Here is a 15,487-nt window from a genome sequence, read left to right as displayed (position 1 = left end):
TCTATTTTTATTTTTTTCAGGAATTTATTAACTTGTTGAGATTGGTGGCGCTTTTGTGTGCGCCAAAAGTGCCATTGCCTATCTTTCTGTTTTGCGGAAATTCCGTTTTCGGCCAATTATACGCTACCTCAATTTCTTCTTTCTGATGCAGGAAGTAATTCTTTTATCAACAAAACTTCAAGTTATGATTCGATTGGATTTAGATCAAAAGTTGCTAGTTAGCCCGGGGGCAACCGTTAAAGTATCAGATTTTTCTACAGAATATTCGGCAGGACTGGCTGATAAACAGCAAGCAGCCGAAGAATTGGCATCCAATATAGAGATGATGCGTATGCTGCAGGATAAGTTGTATGCCCATAACCGATATTCTGTTCTGATATTATTTCAGGCCATGGATGCTGCAGGTAAGGATGGAACCATCAAGAATGTGATGTCAGGTGTAAATCCGCAAGGAACCCAGGTTGTTAGTTTTAAAACCCCATCAGCCGAAGAGCTCGATCATGATTATATGTGGCGGATTTATAAGCGGTTACCCGAACGTGGTATGATTGGTATTTTCAACCGCTCCTATTATGAAGAAGCACTTGTTGTGCGGGTTCACCCCGAATTTCTTTTAAAACAGCAACTGCCGGATGTGCAAGATCCCATGCATGTAGATGAGGCGTTTTGGCAAACACGTTTCAGGCAGATTAACTCGTTTGAGCGTCACCTGCACGAAAACGGAACCGTCATTTTAAAGTTTTTTCTCAACGTTTCAAAGGAAGAGCAGAAAAAACGATTCATGAGACGTATCGAGGATCCTTCCCGAAACTGGAAGTTCTCAAAATCGGATGTGGAAGAGCGACAGCACTGGGATAAATATATGCATGCTTATTCAGAGTTGTTATCTAACACCAGTACCGATTATGCCCCGTGGTATGTGATTCCTGCCGATAAAAAATGGTTTATGCGTATGGCGGTGAGCAATATTATAATGAATAAACTAAATGAGCTGCCATTGCACTATCCTAAGATGAGCCAGGAAGACCTGGATCGATTGGAAGATGCACGTAAAAGGTTGGAAAAGGAGAAATAGTGCCGAAACAACAAATTGCCAGGTGATACTTGAATTGGTATGCAGAATTACCAGTAGGTTCAATGATACTGGTAATTCTGCATAGTTTAGCAATGTTTCAGAGCTTGGTTTATGTCATCAATAATGTCCTGAACATTCTCCAGCCCAACCGATAGGCGAATCATTCCTTCGCTGATGCGCATCTCTTCTTTTTCGCTAACCGTTAAATCCCAGTATATGGTTGATGCGGGATGGATTATCATCGATTTATTGTCGCAGAAGTTTGTGCCACGCCGTATCATTTTAAGAGCGTCCATAAAGCGGTAACAGGTCGTTTTATTCTCCAGTTCAAAATTGATAAGGCATCCTGTTTTTCCACCAGTAAGTTCATTTGCTCTATCATGATACGTACTATCAGGTAGCAACGGGCTGTTTGTTTGTTTTACATTTGGATGGTTTGCCAGAAAGTTGGTGACAGCTAAGGTGTTGTCACATACCTTGTCAATACGCAGCGTGATGGTTTCTAGTCCCAATAACTGCAAATAGGCGCTGTTGGGCGATAAACAAGCTCCCAGGTTTCGGAAGATTTCTTTATACAGACGCTTATAAAATGCTTGTGAACCCCATTTCTGGTAATCTTGAGTGAGTTTCGGTATGTGCGACCATTTTTCTGAATTGTGAACGAGTATGGCTCCGCCAATCGAGGTGGCACCTCCTGATATAAATTTAGTGTTGGAGAAAACCTCTATGTCAACACCGTAATTGCTGCAATTGAATAAATACGGGGTAAGAACGGTGTTGTCGACAACTAAAGGAATGTTATGCTGTTGCGCAATGGCGGCAATTGATTTTACATCAAAAAGGATGAGTTGTGGGTTTGTAGGCAACTCCAAAAAGATGGCCCTTGTGTTTTTATCTATGTGCTGATGCAGTGCTTTTGTGTCTTCCATATCCACAAACCTCGCTTCAACGCCAAACGATTTCAATGTTTTTGCAAAAAACGACCAGGTGTTGCCAAACAAATATTTAGAGGTGATGATGTTATCCCCCGAAGCACAAAGCGTGACAAACACATTTGAAATGGCAGCCATACCAGAGCTGACACATAAGCAATGCGCAGCACCACCGAACAGTTTCAGGCGCTTTTCCAGTTCAGATACGGTGGGGTTCGTAATTCGGGAATAGGTAAAGGCATCTGATTCGCCTTTAAATGCGCTTTCCATCTCTTCCGTTGTTTCAAAATCAAAGGAAGCGGTTTCATAAATGGGCGTTTTTAAGCTGCGGTGGTTAATATTGTCTGAGTTGTCCGGAATGCCATGTATAAGTTTGGAAGAAATATGTTGCATTATGGTTTCGGTTTAGATTAAATTTGTCTTACTGCACTGCAAAATTATTAGTTTTTTCCAATATAGTGACATTAATTGCGGATAATCAACTCTTTAAAATGTGTTGAGACTCAGAGTCTTTTTGTTTAACGTTATTTTTGTTCAATCTTAACAATTAATTTAGAAAAGCACTTGACATCTCTTGTAAATAATTGTATATTAATATAATGGAATAATTCTTATTTAGAAACAGTCTAATTAAATGAAAAAAAAGTGTCGAAATAATTTGCATGTGTTTATGGTTTGCGTATATTTGTTATACAAAAATCAAACAAAAACCATCAGCCATGACAACGATTCAATTTAACAATCGCCTGCTTGGATTGCAGGATAAGTTACTTTATTTCGCATTAAGCCTAACATCAAATGATGAAGATGCAAGGGATTTGTTGCAGGAAACCATACTGAAGGCGTTAACTTACCGCAATCAGTTTACGGCAAACACCAACTTCAAGGCATGGGTGTTTACCATTATGAAGAATACTTTTATCAACAACTATCGTCGGAACCAGAAAACAAGAAATACTTTTGATGGGACTGATGACGCTTTTAAAGTTGCATACAGACAAAATTACGCATCGGAGACACCTGAAATGGTGCAAAGTGTGGTGGAAATGAACCGTTACATAGATAAGCTTGAAGACGAGTTTCGGATTCCCTTTAAAATGCATACCGATGGGTATAAGTATAAAGAGATTGCTGAACATCTGGATTTACCGATTGGTACTGTGAAGAGTCGCATTTTCTTTACCAGAAAGAAACTTCAGGAGATGTTGCGCGACAGCGAAGGCAATTACGTTAATTAATTTTGTGACATTTTTTTTGAACAAAACAAGCAATTGAGTGCTTAAATGATAGAATAGATAGTTTTGGGTTTAGGTTTAGTAGATGAGTGGGCAGCCGGTTTTAGTTTTCTGAAACCGGCTGTTGTTTATTATTGTGGCTTTTGATACATTAGAACCTTCGTTTTTGCAGGCTTACGGCATATAGCCCGTCGCACGCTAATGCGCTGTATGCTTCAATTGCGTAGTGCATTCGCATTTGTTTATTATCACTAGGTCTAATTCTTAATTTATATATGAGTAATAACACCAAAGCAGAGAGATACACCCGTATCTACACACAGATTGAGCAGCTTATAGGCGCCACCAACAATCCGTATTCACGAATGGCCACCATCAGCGCATTGTTGCACCACAAAATGAAAGGTTATTTCTGGACAGGGTTCTATTTTTTGGATGGGGATGACTTGGTGGTTGGACCTTATCAGGGACCTGTAGCATGTCTTAAGTTGAAGAAGGACACCGGTGTTTGTTGGGCCGGCATTAACACAGGAAAGAGTGTGGTGGTGCCTAATGTGCATGATTTCCCGGGGCATATCGCCTGTTCTCCACTAAGCCAGTCCGAAATTGTAGTTCCGGTGCGCAATCATAGCGGCAGCGTGGTGGCGGTTTTAGATGTTGACAGTAGGGAGTTATCACAGTTTGACGATGTGGATCGCATTCATCTCGAAAAAATTGTGCAGTTGGTTTATCGGGCCTAACAACATAGGGATTAAATAATTGTATGAATATAAACGCAGAGATCAAAATCGGAAAGTGATTTTAATCTCTGCGTCTGTTTTATTGGTTTAATATTCGGTAGTATACGACATAAACCATGCTTTCTGATAGACTTTTGAGTCAACGTTACCTAGCTCTGCCAGCTCCTCATCCTTAAGAAAAGGAACCATTACATCTTCGCCTGGTTGCCAGTTGGCGGGTGTTAATGCCATCTGATTCCGGTAGTTGGTCTGCAGGGCAATAAGGGTTCGTTTTAATTCTTCCATATTTCGCCCCACTTCCATGGGATAAAAGTAGATGGCTCGTACTTTATTGTCGGGGTCGATGATGAAAACACCTCTGATATTCTCTTCAAGACTGGCTTGTGAATGAATCATACCGTAACTTTTTGAGATTACATACTGATGATCATCAACCAACGGGAAATTGATTTTCACAGGGTCGAGTCCTTTGTAACTGATCTCTTCAAGTGCCGCTTTCCAATGTAGGTGAGAATCCAGCTTGTCGGTAGAGACTACAATAAGTTTGGCTCCTAGTTCTTTATATTCTTTTTGCTGATGAGCCAGTTCCAGAAGTTCGGATGAACAAACCGGCGTAAAATCTTTAGGGTGGGATAGGAGAATTTTCCAGAAGTCGCCAAAATCATTAGGAAAGTTGAGTGTGCCGTGGGTTGAGATGGCAGTGAAAGCCGGAGCTTCTGAGCCAATCAGAGGTGTTTCTGCGTTTTTTTTGTTCTGAGCCAGACTCAGGCACATAATCAGGCATAAGCCTGCAAATAGTAATAGAGAACGTTTCATGATTCATGTTTTTTTGGGTGAATTATTTTTAATTACAGGGCAAATCTATGACTGTTCTATCCTCTGGCGTGAGGAGAAATTTGTCATTTATTAGGAAATTTTTGATCCGGAGAATAAACCAATGCGAAGGATTATGAATGTATGGAGGATTCTTTGCGCGCAAAAGGTTTCATTGTGGTGCAGAAATAAATTATCCTATCATTGTTTATAATGGATAGCATCTGTTTTGAGCTGTTTTGCTGTTTTGTGCGATGGAGTTTGGTTGAGCCAACATATTTGAAATTTTAAATAGCTGACCGATTTTAAGTGGAAGGATGTTTCGGATGAGATGCTTGAATGTTTTTTTGCTACTTGTAAATGCAATTTTCCAAATCATTGTTGTGCTGTGGCTGAATTTCTTTTTATTGCTTCTGATGGCAGGTGACCAAAAAAGGCCAGATAAGATTTTGAAAAATAGCCCGGATCGCTGTATCCTACCATGTAGGCTATGTCGGTAATGTTACCGCTGTTGTGTTCGAGAAGTTTTTTGGCGTGACCCATGCGTATGGAACGGATAAACTGTATGGCTGTTTGACCAATTACAGCTTTTAACTTGCGGTGTATTTGTGATTGGCTCATGCCGGCCTCTCTGGCCAGATCGGCAACAGAGAATTTTTCGTTGGACATGTTGAGTTCAATCACCGCTATCAATTTCTCAATAAACAACTTGTCGCGCGGCGTAACGGATATTTCTCCCGGTTTTATGATGGTGTTTTTGTTGAATTTTTGTTTCAATAGCCTACGGCTTTCAATGAGGTTGCTGGCTCGTAACAGCAACTCACCCGGATTAAATGGTTTTGTCAGATAATCGTCTGCACCATTCTTTAATCCCTGAATTTTATCTTCATTGGTGGCTTTGGCCGTGAGTAACATAAGCGGAATGTGGCTGGTTGCATCATTTGATTTTATCTCCTTGCAAAATGAGAAGCCATCTTTCCCGGGCATCATCACATCACTGATAATTAAATCAGGTATTTTATTCTTTGCCAGTTCAAGCGCATCCAAAGCTGATTCGGCTATGATAATGTTAAAATGTTTTCGAAGACAATCGTGAATGTATTGACTTACTTCTTCATGATCTTCAACTACCAGAATGATTGGCATTTCATTGACGAGCAGATTCTTATCGTTGTTTGTGTTGTTGTTGTGCTGACTTTTTGATTGATTCACTAATCGTGAACGTGTAAGTGGTGATTGTTTACAAGTTATCTGTTCACGGCAATAGTTTTTTATGCCTAAAGGCAGGTGTATTTTAAACGAAGTGCCTTTGCCTTCTTCGCTAAATGCAGTTATCTCACCATGGTGTACACGCACCAGTTCTTTCACAAAAGCAAGCCCAATTCCTGATCCTTCCTGATATTGATGGGTCGGGTGGCCTACCCGGTAAAATCTGTTGTAAATATACGGCAGCTTATCGGCCGGAATGCCAATGCCGCTGTCTTCCACTACAATCTCGAGCATACCTTCGCTTCCCAATGATGGCAATTCAGATATGCAGAGTGCTATTCTGCCGTTTTTTTGGGTGAATTTAATGGCGTTGGAAAGCAGATTGTTAATGATTTTTTCGATGATGTCGCGGTCATAATAAAATTTCCGGTTAAGGGCAGGTAAATTATCTATGCCACTGATGTTGAATGAGAGAGACTGTTCTTTATGCTCTGCCAGCGATGCAAATGACATGACCAATCCCTGCAGAAAATATACGATGTTACCTTTTGAAACGGACACTTTGTAGTCGCCACTTTCAAGTTTTGATAAATCCAGCAGTTGGTTAATCTGATGCAAAATTTTTTGGGTGTTTGAATGTATTAGCTGAAGGGTTGCTGTTTTGTCAGGATCTCTATTTTCCTGTATAATTTGTTCCAGCGGTCCTTTTATCAATGTTAAAGGAGTACGCAACTCATGTGAGATATTCTCAAAAAACTGTGATTTTATCTGATCCAGCTCTTTTAACCTGCGAGTTTCTGTTTCGGCCTGCTTGATGTTGCTTCTTAGATTGATACGTGAAATCTCAATCCGTCTGATGTAATAAAGGATGGCGATTGACACAATGGGTACAATTGCATACAACCATTCATTTTGCCAGTGAGGGATATTCAGCAATAAATGCACTCGATTGTCAATGGCCGACATACCGTCAATAAATGGAATAGCTGCAAAACTGCTCCAATCCATCCAGTTAAACTCATCCAGCAACTGACAGGTAAAAAAATCCATGTAATTTGAATTTAAATTACCGCAAGTTATATCAACATGGAGGCGAAGGCAATATCTGTTTCACAAAATATTGCATATTTATATCCCATATTCATGGTAGGCAAATTGCCTTTCTCAGAGTGTTTTAAGGTTTGTTTTGTGTCTCTATATTTGTGATTTTCTCAGTATTATTAATCCCTTTTAAAATTATGTGATTTCAATTACTTCTATTGAATGTTTTAATTGGCCATCAAGGGAATTGTAATTTTATTACTTTTAAATAATACATCAACAGAAATAGGACTCCAAAAATTATTTTGATACAATTCTAAACAGTTGCTTCAAAATTTCGTTCTTAATCTTTACCAGTTTATATGAGTACACATTTTTTGATCGAACGTATGGTTAATTTTTGGGTTTGGTCAAATCGCATAATAAATGATTGTATATGTCACAAACAGTTCTCATAACCGGCGCTGCAGTGAGAGTTGGAAAGGCTCTGGCTGAGTTGTTTGCATTCAGGGGGTATAATGTTATATTGCATTGCAATAGCAATTTTGATGCTGCAAAGGTGTTGGCTTCAGGATTGTCAGAAAAGTATCCACAAGCGCTTTTCCCCGTTGTGAAAGCAGATTTGAGCAACCCCATTGCTGCTGCTCAACAGCTCTTTGATACATTGCCAGAAGGTATTTCATCCATCGATGTGCTCATAAACAATGCATCTGTGTTTGAGGCTGCCCAGCTTAGTGAGACGCCATACGAACTATACCGCCGCCAGATGGTGATTAACCTTGATGCGCCATTTTTTCTGATGCAGGCGTTTTATAACAGGTTTAAATCTGGATGTATAATCAACATTCTGGACACACGCGTAACCAATCACAATTCGTCACATGCGGCATACGCCATCGCAAAAAAAGCGCTGATGCATCTTACCCAAATGGCTGCACTTGAGTGGGCGCCAGATGTGCGTGTGAATGCCGTAGCGCCAGGTCCAGTGTTGCCGCCTCCGGGTGCTGACAATAGCCATTTGCAACGTGTATCAGAGAATACTCCGCTAAAATCAACCGTCTCTCTTGATAATTTGGCAGATAGTGCCTATTTTCTTGTTTCAAACAGTTCGGTAACCGGACAGATTATTTTTTGTGATTCGGGTGCCCACTTAATTTCATAATATGGCTCAGATATCAATAAAGAAGCTTCTGCTCAGAACACAGGTTGGTTTCAATCCACATGAAATTGGAAAGAAGCAGGATTTGATACTAAATATTGAAATCGATTATGACCTTCGCGGTGAAGAGTTATCTGACATACCCGTTGAGGCGCTTAATTATCGAACCATTTGTAAGGATATCATTGAAATGGTAGAGGGAAAAAGTTTTAATCTGCTTGAAAAGATTGCCAATGAGGTGGCAAATCATGTCCTGAACAACGAACGCGTGAAATCGGTGTGGGTAGAGGTTGAAAAACCCCATGCTCTGCGGTTTGCTGAGAGTGTATCCTTTTCTGTCCGTAAATCAAGATAGCTGGTAAATCACAAGTTCGATGGATACAAACAGGGCATATATAAGCATGGGTTCCAACATTGATTCGCATGCTAATTTTTCGATGGCCATTAAGCTCCTGCGCGAGTATTGTGAGGTTCTGGCCATATCGTCGTACCGCACTACCAAGCCCATTGGTATTACTGAGCAGCCTGATTTTTTGAATGGTGTTGTTTATATATCAACTTCGTTTGATATGGATGCGGTTGCGCGGCATCTGAAATCAATTGAAGACACGATGGGACGGGATCGCACACTGCCCAAGTATGGCCCGCGAAACATCGATTTGGACGTAGTGATTTGGAACGATGATGTTGTTGACAACGATTATCACACAAGAGTTTTCATCAGAGACGCCGTTGAAGAGATTAATGGTGTAAAGGGTTAATCTTCGTCGAAAAAGAGGTTTACCTGGTGTACACCATCAATTTTGCGCAATTGGGCTACAAGTTCACTTCCCTTGTCTTCACTCTTTAAATTGATGTAGTAAGAGTATTCCATAATCTGATCAAATTCATCGCCAATGGTTTTTACGTTTACCAGCTTGTGGCGACGGCAATAACTGCCAAATAATTCGCCAAAGGGATTGTCGGCTATACCGTTGCCATTGGTAGTGATGTGCATCAAAAACTCCTTTTTCCCCGAGAGGGAGAAACTGAATTGATTCACCAGCAGAAACGCCCCTCCAACCATGAAGGTTCCCAAAAATGCAATAGAATAGAGTTTGACACCGGCAGCCAGACCTATTGCCAGGGCGAAGAAAATAAACATGATGTCTGACGCATCTTTTACAGCTGTGCGAAAACGGATAATGGACATGGCGCCAACCATACCAAACGCCCTTGCCAGGTTGTTCCCGATGACCATAATCACTATGGCAGTTATCATGGTGAGCATGATGATGGATATGGTAAAGGCCGATGAGTAATTTAAACCTTTATATGTGTGTTTGTATAGCAAGGCGATGAGAAAACCACATATCATGGCTACCAAAACGTTTCCAAAAACATCGGTTACTGTTATGCTGAAAGTAAAAATACTTTGAATGTCATTCATAATGCTTGTGCTGATGTTATTAATCAGTAGGTTAGTTTTTTGTTAAACTTGTTCACATCGTAACCTATTGTGTATTTGGATATGGCGTCATTCCGCAGTTTAAAATCATAAACCAGTGAGCGGGCCCAAATGGGCATTTCATCTGTAAAATATTTGATTTCCAGTACAAAGTGGTTGTTGAAAAGGTGCTTGAGGTTGAAATCATCATAAAGAGTATTTAGCCGCGGATAAATTCTGCTTCGGATGTTTTTATCGAAGGTTATTCTTACGCCGCTATCTATTTTGCCTTGATACGCCTCACGCTCATACACAACGAGGTTGCTCGGCCTGTATTGTTTCTTCTTAAGATGGAAGAAAAAGCGCTTTGCATCATCCAGATCCATACTTCTCTTACCCGTGATGTAATTTTCGAGCGTTGGATTGCGCATCATCTCGTCCAAATCGCTGAAAAGCAAGGTGGAGCGATGCTTTTTTATGCGGTTGCCAATTTTTCTTTTTATTTCCAGAACCACTTTGCTGTTCTCATTCAAATGGTTATACCCTCTGATGCGCAGTTTGCGACGCAGTTTGATGCCGCTATCCTTTTGGGTATAGCATTCCATGTCCAGAGAGTCCATATAGATGCTTCTGACAGTATATTGATAAATGCCGTTTTCATCGGGTGTTGCATAACTATCGGGCACAACAAATGGTAATAACCTTTTTCGGAGGTCTTCCATTTGTTCGTTGGGAACCAGATATTTACGCTCGTATCTTAACATTTATGCTAGTTGTGGTATATGGTGTTTGTCAAACGTTTTAAATATTCTGTCAGGGAAATGTTTCCGCAGTCGATGCGGGCTTTAACCCTTATGTTTGGCAGTATGGTTTGGTTTTCGGCTGTTAGCTGTGATGAAACAAATACCACCTGTCGTTGATTGATCTGTTCTACGTTGTTATCAATCAAATTGACATATCCTTTTACGGGTAACGTAAACATTAGGTTTTCAACAAAAACCGGCATGCCCTGATGTATATAGGTCAGATGGTTAAGTTCAACAGGCATGTGCAGAATCATATTGTCAGCAGAAATGATGCGTGCCAGGCTGTTGTTACCGTCCACATTGTTGAGGCCCGTGGTGCTGAGAACTCCTGAGATGGGCGCGGTAATGACAAATGCCTCAATGCGCTCGTTGGTGGTCTCTATTTGGTTTTGTAATGAAACTATGGTGGCATCAATAAGCAGAATCTCCTCTTTTTTTGAGCCTGAAAGGAGCGATTGATATTGAGCTCTGCTGATATTGAGTTGTTGTTGCTTTACGTTGTAATCGTTGGCCGCCAGTTCCAGTTCCTGATCGGCAATTACTTGCATTTGGTGAAGCAATTTGGCTCTTTCATATTGTTTTGTTTGTGTCTCGAGTTCGGTTTCGGCCATACGCATATTTTCGTATGCGGCGGCAATAACTTCCGGTTTGTCGCCGGTAAGATATACCTCTCTTAGTCGTTTTTTCTCCTCCAGCTCTCCTTTAAGTTGAATTAACCTAAGTAGTTCAAGGTGACTATGAATTATGCCAATGGTATCGCCTTTGTTAACCGGCGTGTTTACCTCAAGGTGGTCAGAGATTTTAAATGTGACGTGGTCGCCGCGCTGAAATTCGGTTACTGTGAACTTTGGTACCGTGTTGTTCAGGTTGTCTTTCAGAATATTTATAATGATGCCATCGGAAGTTTTTTCGAGTCGCCATTCGGTGGCAGGCACAATGATTCCGTTGCTTTCAACGTTGTAGGGGATTTTCAGGAAAGTGAAAGACACGATGAGAATAAGAAGTATTATCGGAATTGAAATTAGTGATTTTGAATTTATTCTCATGTGCGCGAATCTGTCTGTTTGTATATGTTACAATATGCAAATTTAACATTTATAGCCGCTTTAACAAATTTTTAGGTGTTTGGCGTTAGTTTTAAGTTAAGTTTACATTAAGTGAATACTTCGCAATTGTTTGATTTTATTTATAAAACATGATTTAGAGCTAAGACTTTTAGATTTTTGACAGATAGCGTAGTTGAGAAAGATAATTAGATTAATCTTATCAATCGGCCTAAATATCTTACTTCTTATTATCCTAAACGCAGATTAATATGAATTAAAACAGTCACTTAGGTTTGATTTCAAAAAATGTGGATAGTTGTCTGTTAATAAAGATGATTCGTAGTGTTGTGTTTTACAGAGGCGCGATTGTTGCAGGGAATCAATATACCAGCATACAGCCTTTTTGGAGAGGATTGAAAAGCTGGATTAAGAAGCCGTTTGTTAACTGGTTTGATTAAAGCGCTTACTGTTTTTATATATCATTAAATACTGGGGAGCCGAATCATTGGCATTGTTGGTTTCTGAGTCAAAGATCTCCACCCTCTGAGTTGATTCAAAATAGGGCGCTGCTTCCTCCGAAGCCTGCACCGCTGTGCATCTGAACTGCGGAACAATACGCTCTTTAAAACTAGTGTATGTAACAATGCCGTTGGGATGCTGCAACATGTTATTCTGTAACCAGGGTTCGGTGGAAAATACCGGGTGAGGCGACATATACATCACAAAAAGATGCCCATCAGGCTTTAAAATTCTCTGGCACTGTCTGAGTACTTTCAGTCTCTTTTCTGAGGTTGTTAAATGGTACATTGGCCCCATTAAAAGCAAAGCATCCGCAGTGTCGTCATCAATCCAATGCAGTTGCGTGGCGCAGGAAACTTTATTAAAGATGAGTTTTTCATTATGGCGATCAGAGATTCGATCGCTGAAGAGTTTGAGCGATCTGGCTGAAAGATCAACGCATCCAAGTCTATAGCCTTTGTCAAGAAAGTATTCGGCATATCTGCCCGGGCCACTGCCAATATCAACAATTACGTCATCGGCTTTAATTCTGGATTCCACGGCATCACAAACACGTTCAAATTCCAGAAGTTTGCGCCCCGACTCTGCCAGCCGCTGGTACTCCTCTTCGGCACCGGCATCGTATGCTTCTGCAAGTATTCGAATGTGGTTTTCAATCATTGCAGCGAAGGTATAAAGAGCATTTTCCCGGCGTGGGGCACAGGCACAATGCTGTTGTGAAAAACCTTGTGGATTAGAGGCGATTTCCATGGCTCGGAACTGTTGTCGGCATATACTTTTTGGTCATCTACAAAAAAGAATCTATCCCCAAAAAGAAAGGCCATGTTCGGATCATGCAGTACCGATATGATTGTAAAGCCGTCATTCACAAGTTGTTTTATCAGTTTGATGATGTGGATCTGATTGTTGTAATCCAGGTGGCTTATGGGCTCGTCAAGCAAAAGTATGTCGGGCTGTTGTGCAATGAGTCTGGTGAGCATCACCAGCTGTTGTTCTCCTCCTGAAAGCTCGGTATATAATCGGCTTTGAAGATGCGTGATGGCTGTGCGCTCCATGGCATCATCAACAGCTATATGGTCTTCTTTTGTGGGCAGATAGCCAATAAAAGCTGCCCTTCCGGTTAATACCACATCTTTAACAGTGAAAGGGAATACCGGCTTGTGGCTTTGTTGCAGAAATCCAACAAGGTAGGCACGGTGGGCGCTACTCAAATTATTTAGTTCGATGCCGTTGATGCGTATGGCGCCTTTGCAGTGGGGCAGCAGTCCGGCAATTAGTCTGAGCAGTGTTGATTTGCCCGAACCATTGCGTCCCAGAATCACTGAGAACTCGTTAGCCGGAAAGGCCACAGATACCTCTTTGAGGATTTGTTGGTTCCGATAGCCGAAGCTCAGATTTGTGATTTCTATGATGTTATTGGTTTTCATTCCCAACCAGCATTTGATTTTTTAAGCAACCATATAAAAAAGGGCGCACCAATGAGCATAGTAAAAACCCCGATGGGAATTTCAAAGCCAGCCATTGTTCTTGATATGTTGTCGATGAGGGTTAAAAATGTGCCACCCATGAGAAAGTTTATGAGCAGGGTTTTCTGATTGTCAACACCGAATATCATCCTCACCATGTGCGGAATAATGAGGCCGTAAAGTCCTATGATGCCTGCTACGGCAACGGCTGCCGAGCCTGCCAATGTGGCTCCAAGCAAAATCCAGATTTTCAGTTTTCTGGGGTTCAATCCCACTGAGGCAGCTTCTTCATCACCTAAAGCAATGACGTTTAGTTTCCAGCGAAGAATAAACAATATAAGGAATCCGGCAAACATAGGCAAGGCTGCTGTTTGTATTTTAACCCAATCGGCATTGTGGAAATTGCCCATGGTCCAGTGCACAATACTTTGCAGTTTAAATGGGTCGCTCAACACCTGAATGATGGTAAGCAGAGCAGTGAAAATGCCGTTGGTAATAATGCCTGCAAGAATCAAAGAAACAATGGAAACCTGTTTGTTTTTACGTGCCATGAAATAACATAGACCCACTGCTGCCAGTCCGAAAGTGAATGCCGATAGCTGAACCGGAATTACGGCAACCCAAAGTCCCAATGCAGCTCCAAATGCTGCACCCGAGGAGAGACCGAGCACGTAAGGATCGACCAATGGATTACGGAAAACGGCCTGAAGCGCCGCTCCTGAGATGGCGAGTACGCCGCCTGTGAAGAATACCAAAAGGATGCGAGGCATCCTTACATTTACAAGAATATTATAGGCCAGCTCCGGGTTAAATGATTCGTTACCTATTAAAAGATGCTTTACCAGAGCGCTAAGCCCCGTGTTACCCGACGGGCCAATGAATAACGAAAGCATTATTACCGGAAGCGGCAATAAGTAAACAATCCATTTGAATATCTTCCGGTTCATTTTTTTAGTCTTATCAGGTAATAACGGAGGTTCAAGTTAGCCGTTTTACTCAATATTATATAGTGTTCGGTACATCTGCTTTAATTCCTGTGCTTCATCAAATGTGGTGTTATCGCTTCCGTGAGCCCAGTTGGCAACCAGTTTAACTGCATGTTGCATCTTAAGCGTCCACAAATCGCAGTCGAACACTGTGGGCAACATGTGAACACGTTTGTTTTTGGTGGCATTAATGCCCTGAAGAAGCGGATGGTTAATTACATCGTTTTCTGTAAGTTTGTCATTGTACCACATCACAATGATGTCGGGGTTCCACTCAATGATACGCTCCACATTTACCGTTAAATGCTCCTGGGGCATGTCAACTACATTCATAGTTCCAGCAGCTTGCAGCAGTTGGTTAACAGTGCTGTTTTTACCAGATGTGTGATTAATACCCTGTGCCCACATAAAATATACTCTTTGGGGCTTCCGATTTTGGCTTTGCTCCTTTAGCTGTTTTAATGAATTTTGCGTGTGTAGTATGAGATATTCGGCTCGCTCTTGTTGGTTTAGCAATAATCCAAAATCATGAATCTCTTTATAAACATCCTCAAAACTGTGTAGCATAACGCCATAAACAGGAATGCCGAGTCGCTCGATGTTTGCAATGGCATCGGTTTGTGATGCCCAGATGATTACCAAGTCGGGCTTAAGAGCAACTATCTGTTCCAGACTAATAAAATCCCAGTTTCCCGGCGCTGGCAGCTCTTTGTTAGCAATTCTTACATCGAGTGATGCATACCTTTCAGCCACTTGTCCGTGATAAACTTCTGCGGGAACAGCAACAACCGATTCTTCGGCTCCCAGCATGTAGATGCCTGACAATGCACTTTCGATGAGGCAAACAACTCTTTGAGCAGGTTGTGACAGATGTATGGATTTTCCGCGAAAGTCAGTAACGGTGATGGCTTGTTCCTGAGAGGATGAAGCAGGGGTGTTTCCGCCGCATCCTGAAAAAATCAGAATACAGAGGAAACAGATATGTGTTACAATGGATTGTAAGTTCTTTCGCATTTTATCAATTTGCTGAGATG

General features: G+C 41.3%; 16 protein-coding genes. 6 read left to right on the top strand and 10 right to left on the bottom strand.

Annotation, left to right across the window (positions count from 1 at the left end):
* Positions 1 to 184 precede the first annotated feature (184 nt).
* Positions 185 to 1,075, top strand: coding sequence for a polyphosphate kinase 2 family protein (locus ALKIM_RS0102015; RefSeq protein ID WP_218916651.1), 891 nt, complete (start codon positions 185 to 187; stop codon positions 1,073 to 1,075).
* 86 nt (positions 1,076 to 1,161) lie between these two features.
* On the opposite strand, the gene ALKIM_RS0102010 is transcribed toward ALKIM_RS0102015, so the two are convergent.
* Positions 1,162 to 2,400: an aminotransferase class I/II-fold pyridoxal phosphate-dependent enzyme gene (locus ALKIM_RS0102010; RefSeq protein ID WP_026473198.1), complete on the bottom strand. Its 1,239-nt coding sequence runs from the start codon at positions 2,398 to 2,400 to the stop codon at positions 1,162 to 1,164.
* A 326-nt stretch (positions 2,401 to 2,726) separates the two neighbouring features.
* Between ALKIM_RS0102010 and ALKIM_RS0102005 the strand changes: the two genes are divergently transcribed.
* The gene (locus tag ALKIM_RS0102005) at positions 2,727 to 3,245 is read left to right on the top strand and encodes an RNA polymerase sigma factor (protein ID WP_026473197.1); all 519 of its coding nucleotides are present in this window, start codon (positions 2,727 to 2,729) and stop codon (positions 3,243 to 3,245) included.
* A 272-nt stretch (positions 3,246 to 3,517) separates the two neighbouring features.
* Complete coding sequence (locus ALKIM_RS0102000; protein ID WP_026473196.1) at positions 3,518 to 3,982, top strand: GAF domain-containing protein; 465 nt, start codon at positions 3,518 to 3,520, stop codon at positions 3,980 to 3,982.
* An 87-nt stretch (positions 3,983 to 4,069) separates the two neighbouring features.
* Here ALKIM_RS0102000 and ALKIM_RS0101995 read toward each other — a convergent pair whose 3' ends face one another.
* A complete protein-coding gene (locus tag ALKIM_RS0101995; RefSeq protein WP_084555770.1) occupies positions 4,070 to 4,798 on the bottom strand; it encodes a peroxiredoxin in 729 nt (242 codons plus the stop codon).
* 372 nt (positions 4,799 to 5,170) lie between these two features.
* Positions 5,171 to 7,054: a hybrid sensor histidine kinase/response regulator transcription factor gene (locus ALKIM_RS0101990; protein WP_026473194.1), complete on the bottom strand. Its 1,884-nt coding sequence runs from the start codon at positions 7,052 to 7,054 to the stop codon at positions 5,171 to 5,173.
* A gap of 427 nt (positions 7,055 to 7,481) precedes the next feature.
* Here ALKIM_RS0101990 and ALKIM_RS0101985 point away from each other — a divergent pair, with 427 nt between their 5' ends.
* From ALKIM_RS0101985 to folK, 3 genes are read left to right on the top strand one after another with little or no spacing between them, the layout of a single operon-like run.
* Positions 7,482 to 8,207: an SDR family oxidoreductase gene (locus tag ALKIM_RS0101985; protein WP_026473193.1), complete on the top strand. Its 726-nt coding sequence runs from the start codon at positions 7,482 to 7,484 to the stop codon at positions 8,205 to 8,207.
* A 1-nt stretch (position 8,208) separates the two neighbouring features.
* Positions 8,209 to 8,559: a FolB domain-containing protein gene (locus tag ALKIM_RS0101980; RefSeq protein ID WP_026473192.1), complete on the top strand. Its 351-nt coding sequence runs from the start codon at positions 8,209 to 8,211 to the stop codon at positions 8,557 to 8,559.
* 19 nt (positions 8,560 to 8,578) lie between these two features.
* The gene (gene folK / locus ALKIM_RS0101975; protein WP_044117684.1) at positions 8,579 to 8,965 is read left to right on the top strand and encodes a 2-amino-4-hydroxy-6-hydroxymethyldihydropteridine diphosphokinase; all 387 of its coding nucleotides are present in this window, start codon (positions 8,579 to 8,581) and stop codon (positions 8,963 to 8,965) included.
* Here folK and ALKIM_RS0101970 read toward each other — a convergent pair.
* From ALKIM_RS0101970 to ALKIM_RS0101940, 7 genes are all read right to left on the bottom strand, one after another.
* Complete coding sequence (locus ALKIM_RS0101970) at positions 8,962 to 9,633, bottom strand: DUF4956 domain-containing protein (RefSeq protein ID WP_026473190.1); 672 nt, start codon at positions 9,631 to 9,633, stop codon at positions 8,962 to 8,964. The two genes, folK and ALKIM_RS0101970, sit on opposite strands and share 4 nt — an antisense overlap.
* A gap of 23 nt (positions 9,634 to 9,656) precedes the next feature.
* Positions 9,657 to 10,394 carry a polyphosphate polymerase domain-containing protein gene (locus tag ALKIM_RS0101965; protein WP_026473189.1) on the bottom strand — a complete coding sequence of 246 codons (738 nt, stop codon included), beginning with the start codon at positions 10,392 to 10,394 and terminating at the stop codon, positions 9,657 to 9,659.
* Positions 10,395 to 10,399: 5 nt separating this feature from the next.
* Positions 10,400 to 11,482: an HlyD family secretion protein gene (locus ALKIM_RS0101960; protein WP_026473188.1), complete on the bottom strand. Its 1,083-nt coding sequence runs from the start codon at positions 11,480 to 11,482 to the stop codon at positions 10,400 to 10,402.
* 441 nt (positions 11,483 to 11,923) lie between these two features.
* On the bottom strand, positions 11,924 to 12,751 hold the full coding sequence (locus ALKIM_RS0101955; protein WP_084555769.1) for a class I SAM-dependent methyltransferase: 828 nt from the start codon (positions 12,749 to 12,751) through the stop codon (positions 11,924 to 11,926).
* Positions 12,658 to 13,428: an ABC transporter ATP-binding protein gene (locus tag ALKIM_RS17265; protein WP_218916650.1), complete on the bottom strand. Its 771-nt coding sequence runs from the start codon at positions 13,426 to 13,428 to the stop codon at positions 12,658 to 12,660. The genes ALKIM_RS0101955 and ALKIM_RS17265 overlap by 94 nt, the downstream gene beginning before the upstream one ends.
* On the bottom strand, positions 13,425 to 14,414 hold the full coding sequence (locus ALKIM_RS0101945) for a FecCD family ABC transporter permease (RefSeq protein WP_026473186.1): 990 nt from the start codon (positions 14,412 to 14,414) through the stop codon (positions 13,425 to 13,427). Before ALKIM_RS0101945 ends, ALKIM_RS17265 begins: the two co-directional genes overlap by 4 nt.
* Positions 14,415 to 14,459: 45 nt before the next feature.
* Complete coding sequence (locus ALKIM_RS0101940; protein WP_026473185.1) at positions 14,460 to 15,467, bottom strand: ABC transporter substrate-binding protein; 1,008 nt, start codon at positions 15,465 to 15,467, stop codon at positions 14,460 to 14,462.
* Positions 15,468 to 15,487 lie beyond the last annotated feature (20 nt).

Source organism: Alkaliflexus imshenetskii DSM 15055 (genome assembly GCF_000517065.1).
In the GTDB taxonomy this organism is placed as follows: Bacteria; Bacteroidota; Bacteroidia; order Bacteroidales; family Marinilabiliaceae; genus Alkaliflexus; species Alkaliflexus imshenetskii.
Note: the sequence above shows the minus strand (reverse complement) of the source record. Positions and strands in the feature narration are given on the sequence as shown.

Bases quoted from the DNA above. Each gene is read 5' to 3' on its own strand.
- folK (WP_044117684.1), top strand. From the start codon at position 8,579: ATGGATACAAACAGGGCATATATAAGCATGGGTTCCAACATTGATTCG.
- ALKIM_RS0101995 (WP_084555770.1), bottom strand. From the start codon at position 4,798: ATGAAACGTTCTCTATTACTATTTGCAGGCTTATGCCTGATTATGTGC.
- ALKIM_RS0101985 (WP_026473193.1), top strand. From the start codon at position 7,482: ATGTCACAAACAGTTCTCATAACCGGCGCTGCAGTGAGAGTTGGAAAG.
- ALKIM_RS0101960 (WP_026473188.1), bottom strand. From the start codon at position 11,482: ATGAGAATAAATTCAAAATCACTAATTTCAATTCCGATAATACTTCTT.
- ALKIM_RS0102005 (WP_026473197.1), top strand. From the start codon at position 2,727: ATGACAACGATTCAATTTAACAATCGCCTGCTTGGATTGCAGGATAAG.
- ALKIM_RS0101970 (WP_026473190.1), bottom strand. From the start codon at position 9,633: ATGAATGACATTCAAAGTATTTTTACTTTCAGCATAACAGTAACCGAT.
- ALKIM_RS0102000 (WP_026473196.1), top strand. From the start codon at position 3,518: ATGAGTAATAACACCAAAGCAGAGAGATACACCCGTATCTACACACAG.
- ALKIM_RS17265 (WP_218916650.1), bottom strand. From the start codon at position 13,428: ATGAAAACCAATAACATCATAGAAATCACAAATCTGAGCTTCGGCTAT.
- ALKIM_RS0101980 (WP_026473192.1), top strand. From the start codon at position 8,209: ATGGCTCAGATATCAATAAAGAAGCTTCTGCTCAGAACACAGGTTGGT.
- ALKIM_RS0101945 (WP_026473186.1), bottom strand. From the start codon at position 14,414: ATGAACCGGAAGATATTCAAATGGATTGTTTACTTATTGCCGCTTCCG.
- ALKIM_RS0102015 (WP_218916651.1), top strand. From the start codon at position 185: ATGATTCGATTGGATTTAGATCAAAAGTTGCTAGTTAGCCCGGGGGCA.
- ALKIM_RS0101990 (WP_026473194.1), bottom strand. From the start codon at position 7,054: ATGGATTTTTTTACCTGTCAGTTGCTGGATGAGTTTAACTGGATGGAT.
- ALKIM_RS0101940 (WP_026473185.1), bottom strand. From the start codon at position 15,467: ATGCGAAAGAACTTACAATCCATTGTAACACATATCTGTTTCCTCTGT.
- ALKIM_RS0102010 (WP_026473198.1), bottom strand. From the start codon at position 2,400: ATGCAACATATTTCTTCCAAACTTATACATGGCATTCCGGACAACTCA.
- ALKIM_RS0101955 (WP_084555769.1), bottom strand. From the start codon at position 12,751: ATGGAAATCGCCTCTAATCCACAAGGTTTTTCACAACAGCATTGTGCC.
- ALKIM_RS0101965 (WP_026473189.1), bottom strand. From the start codon at position 10,394: ATGTTAAGATACGAGCGTAAATATCTGGTTCCCAACGAACAAATGGAA.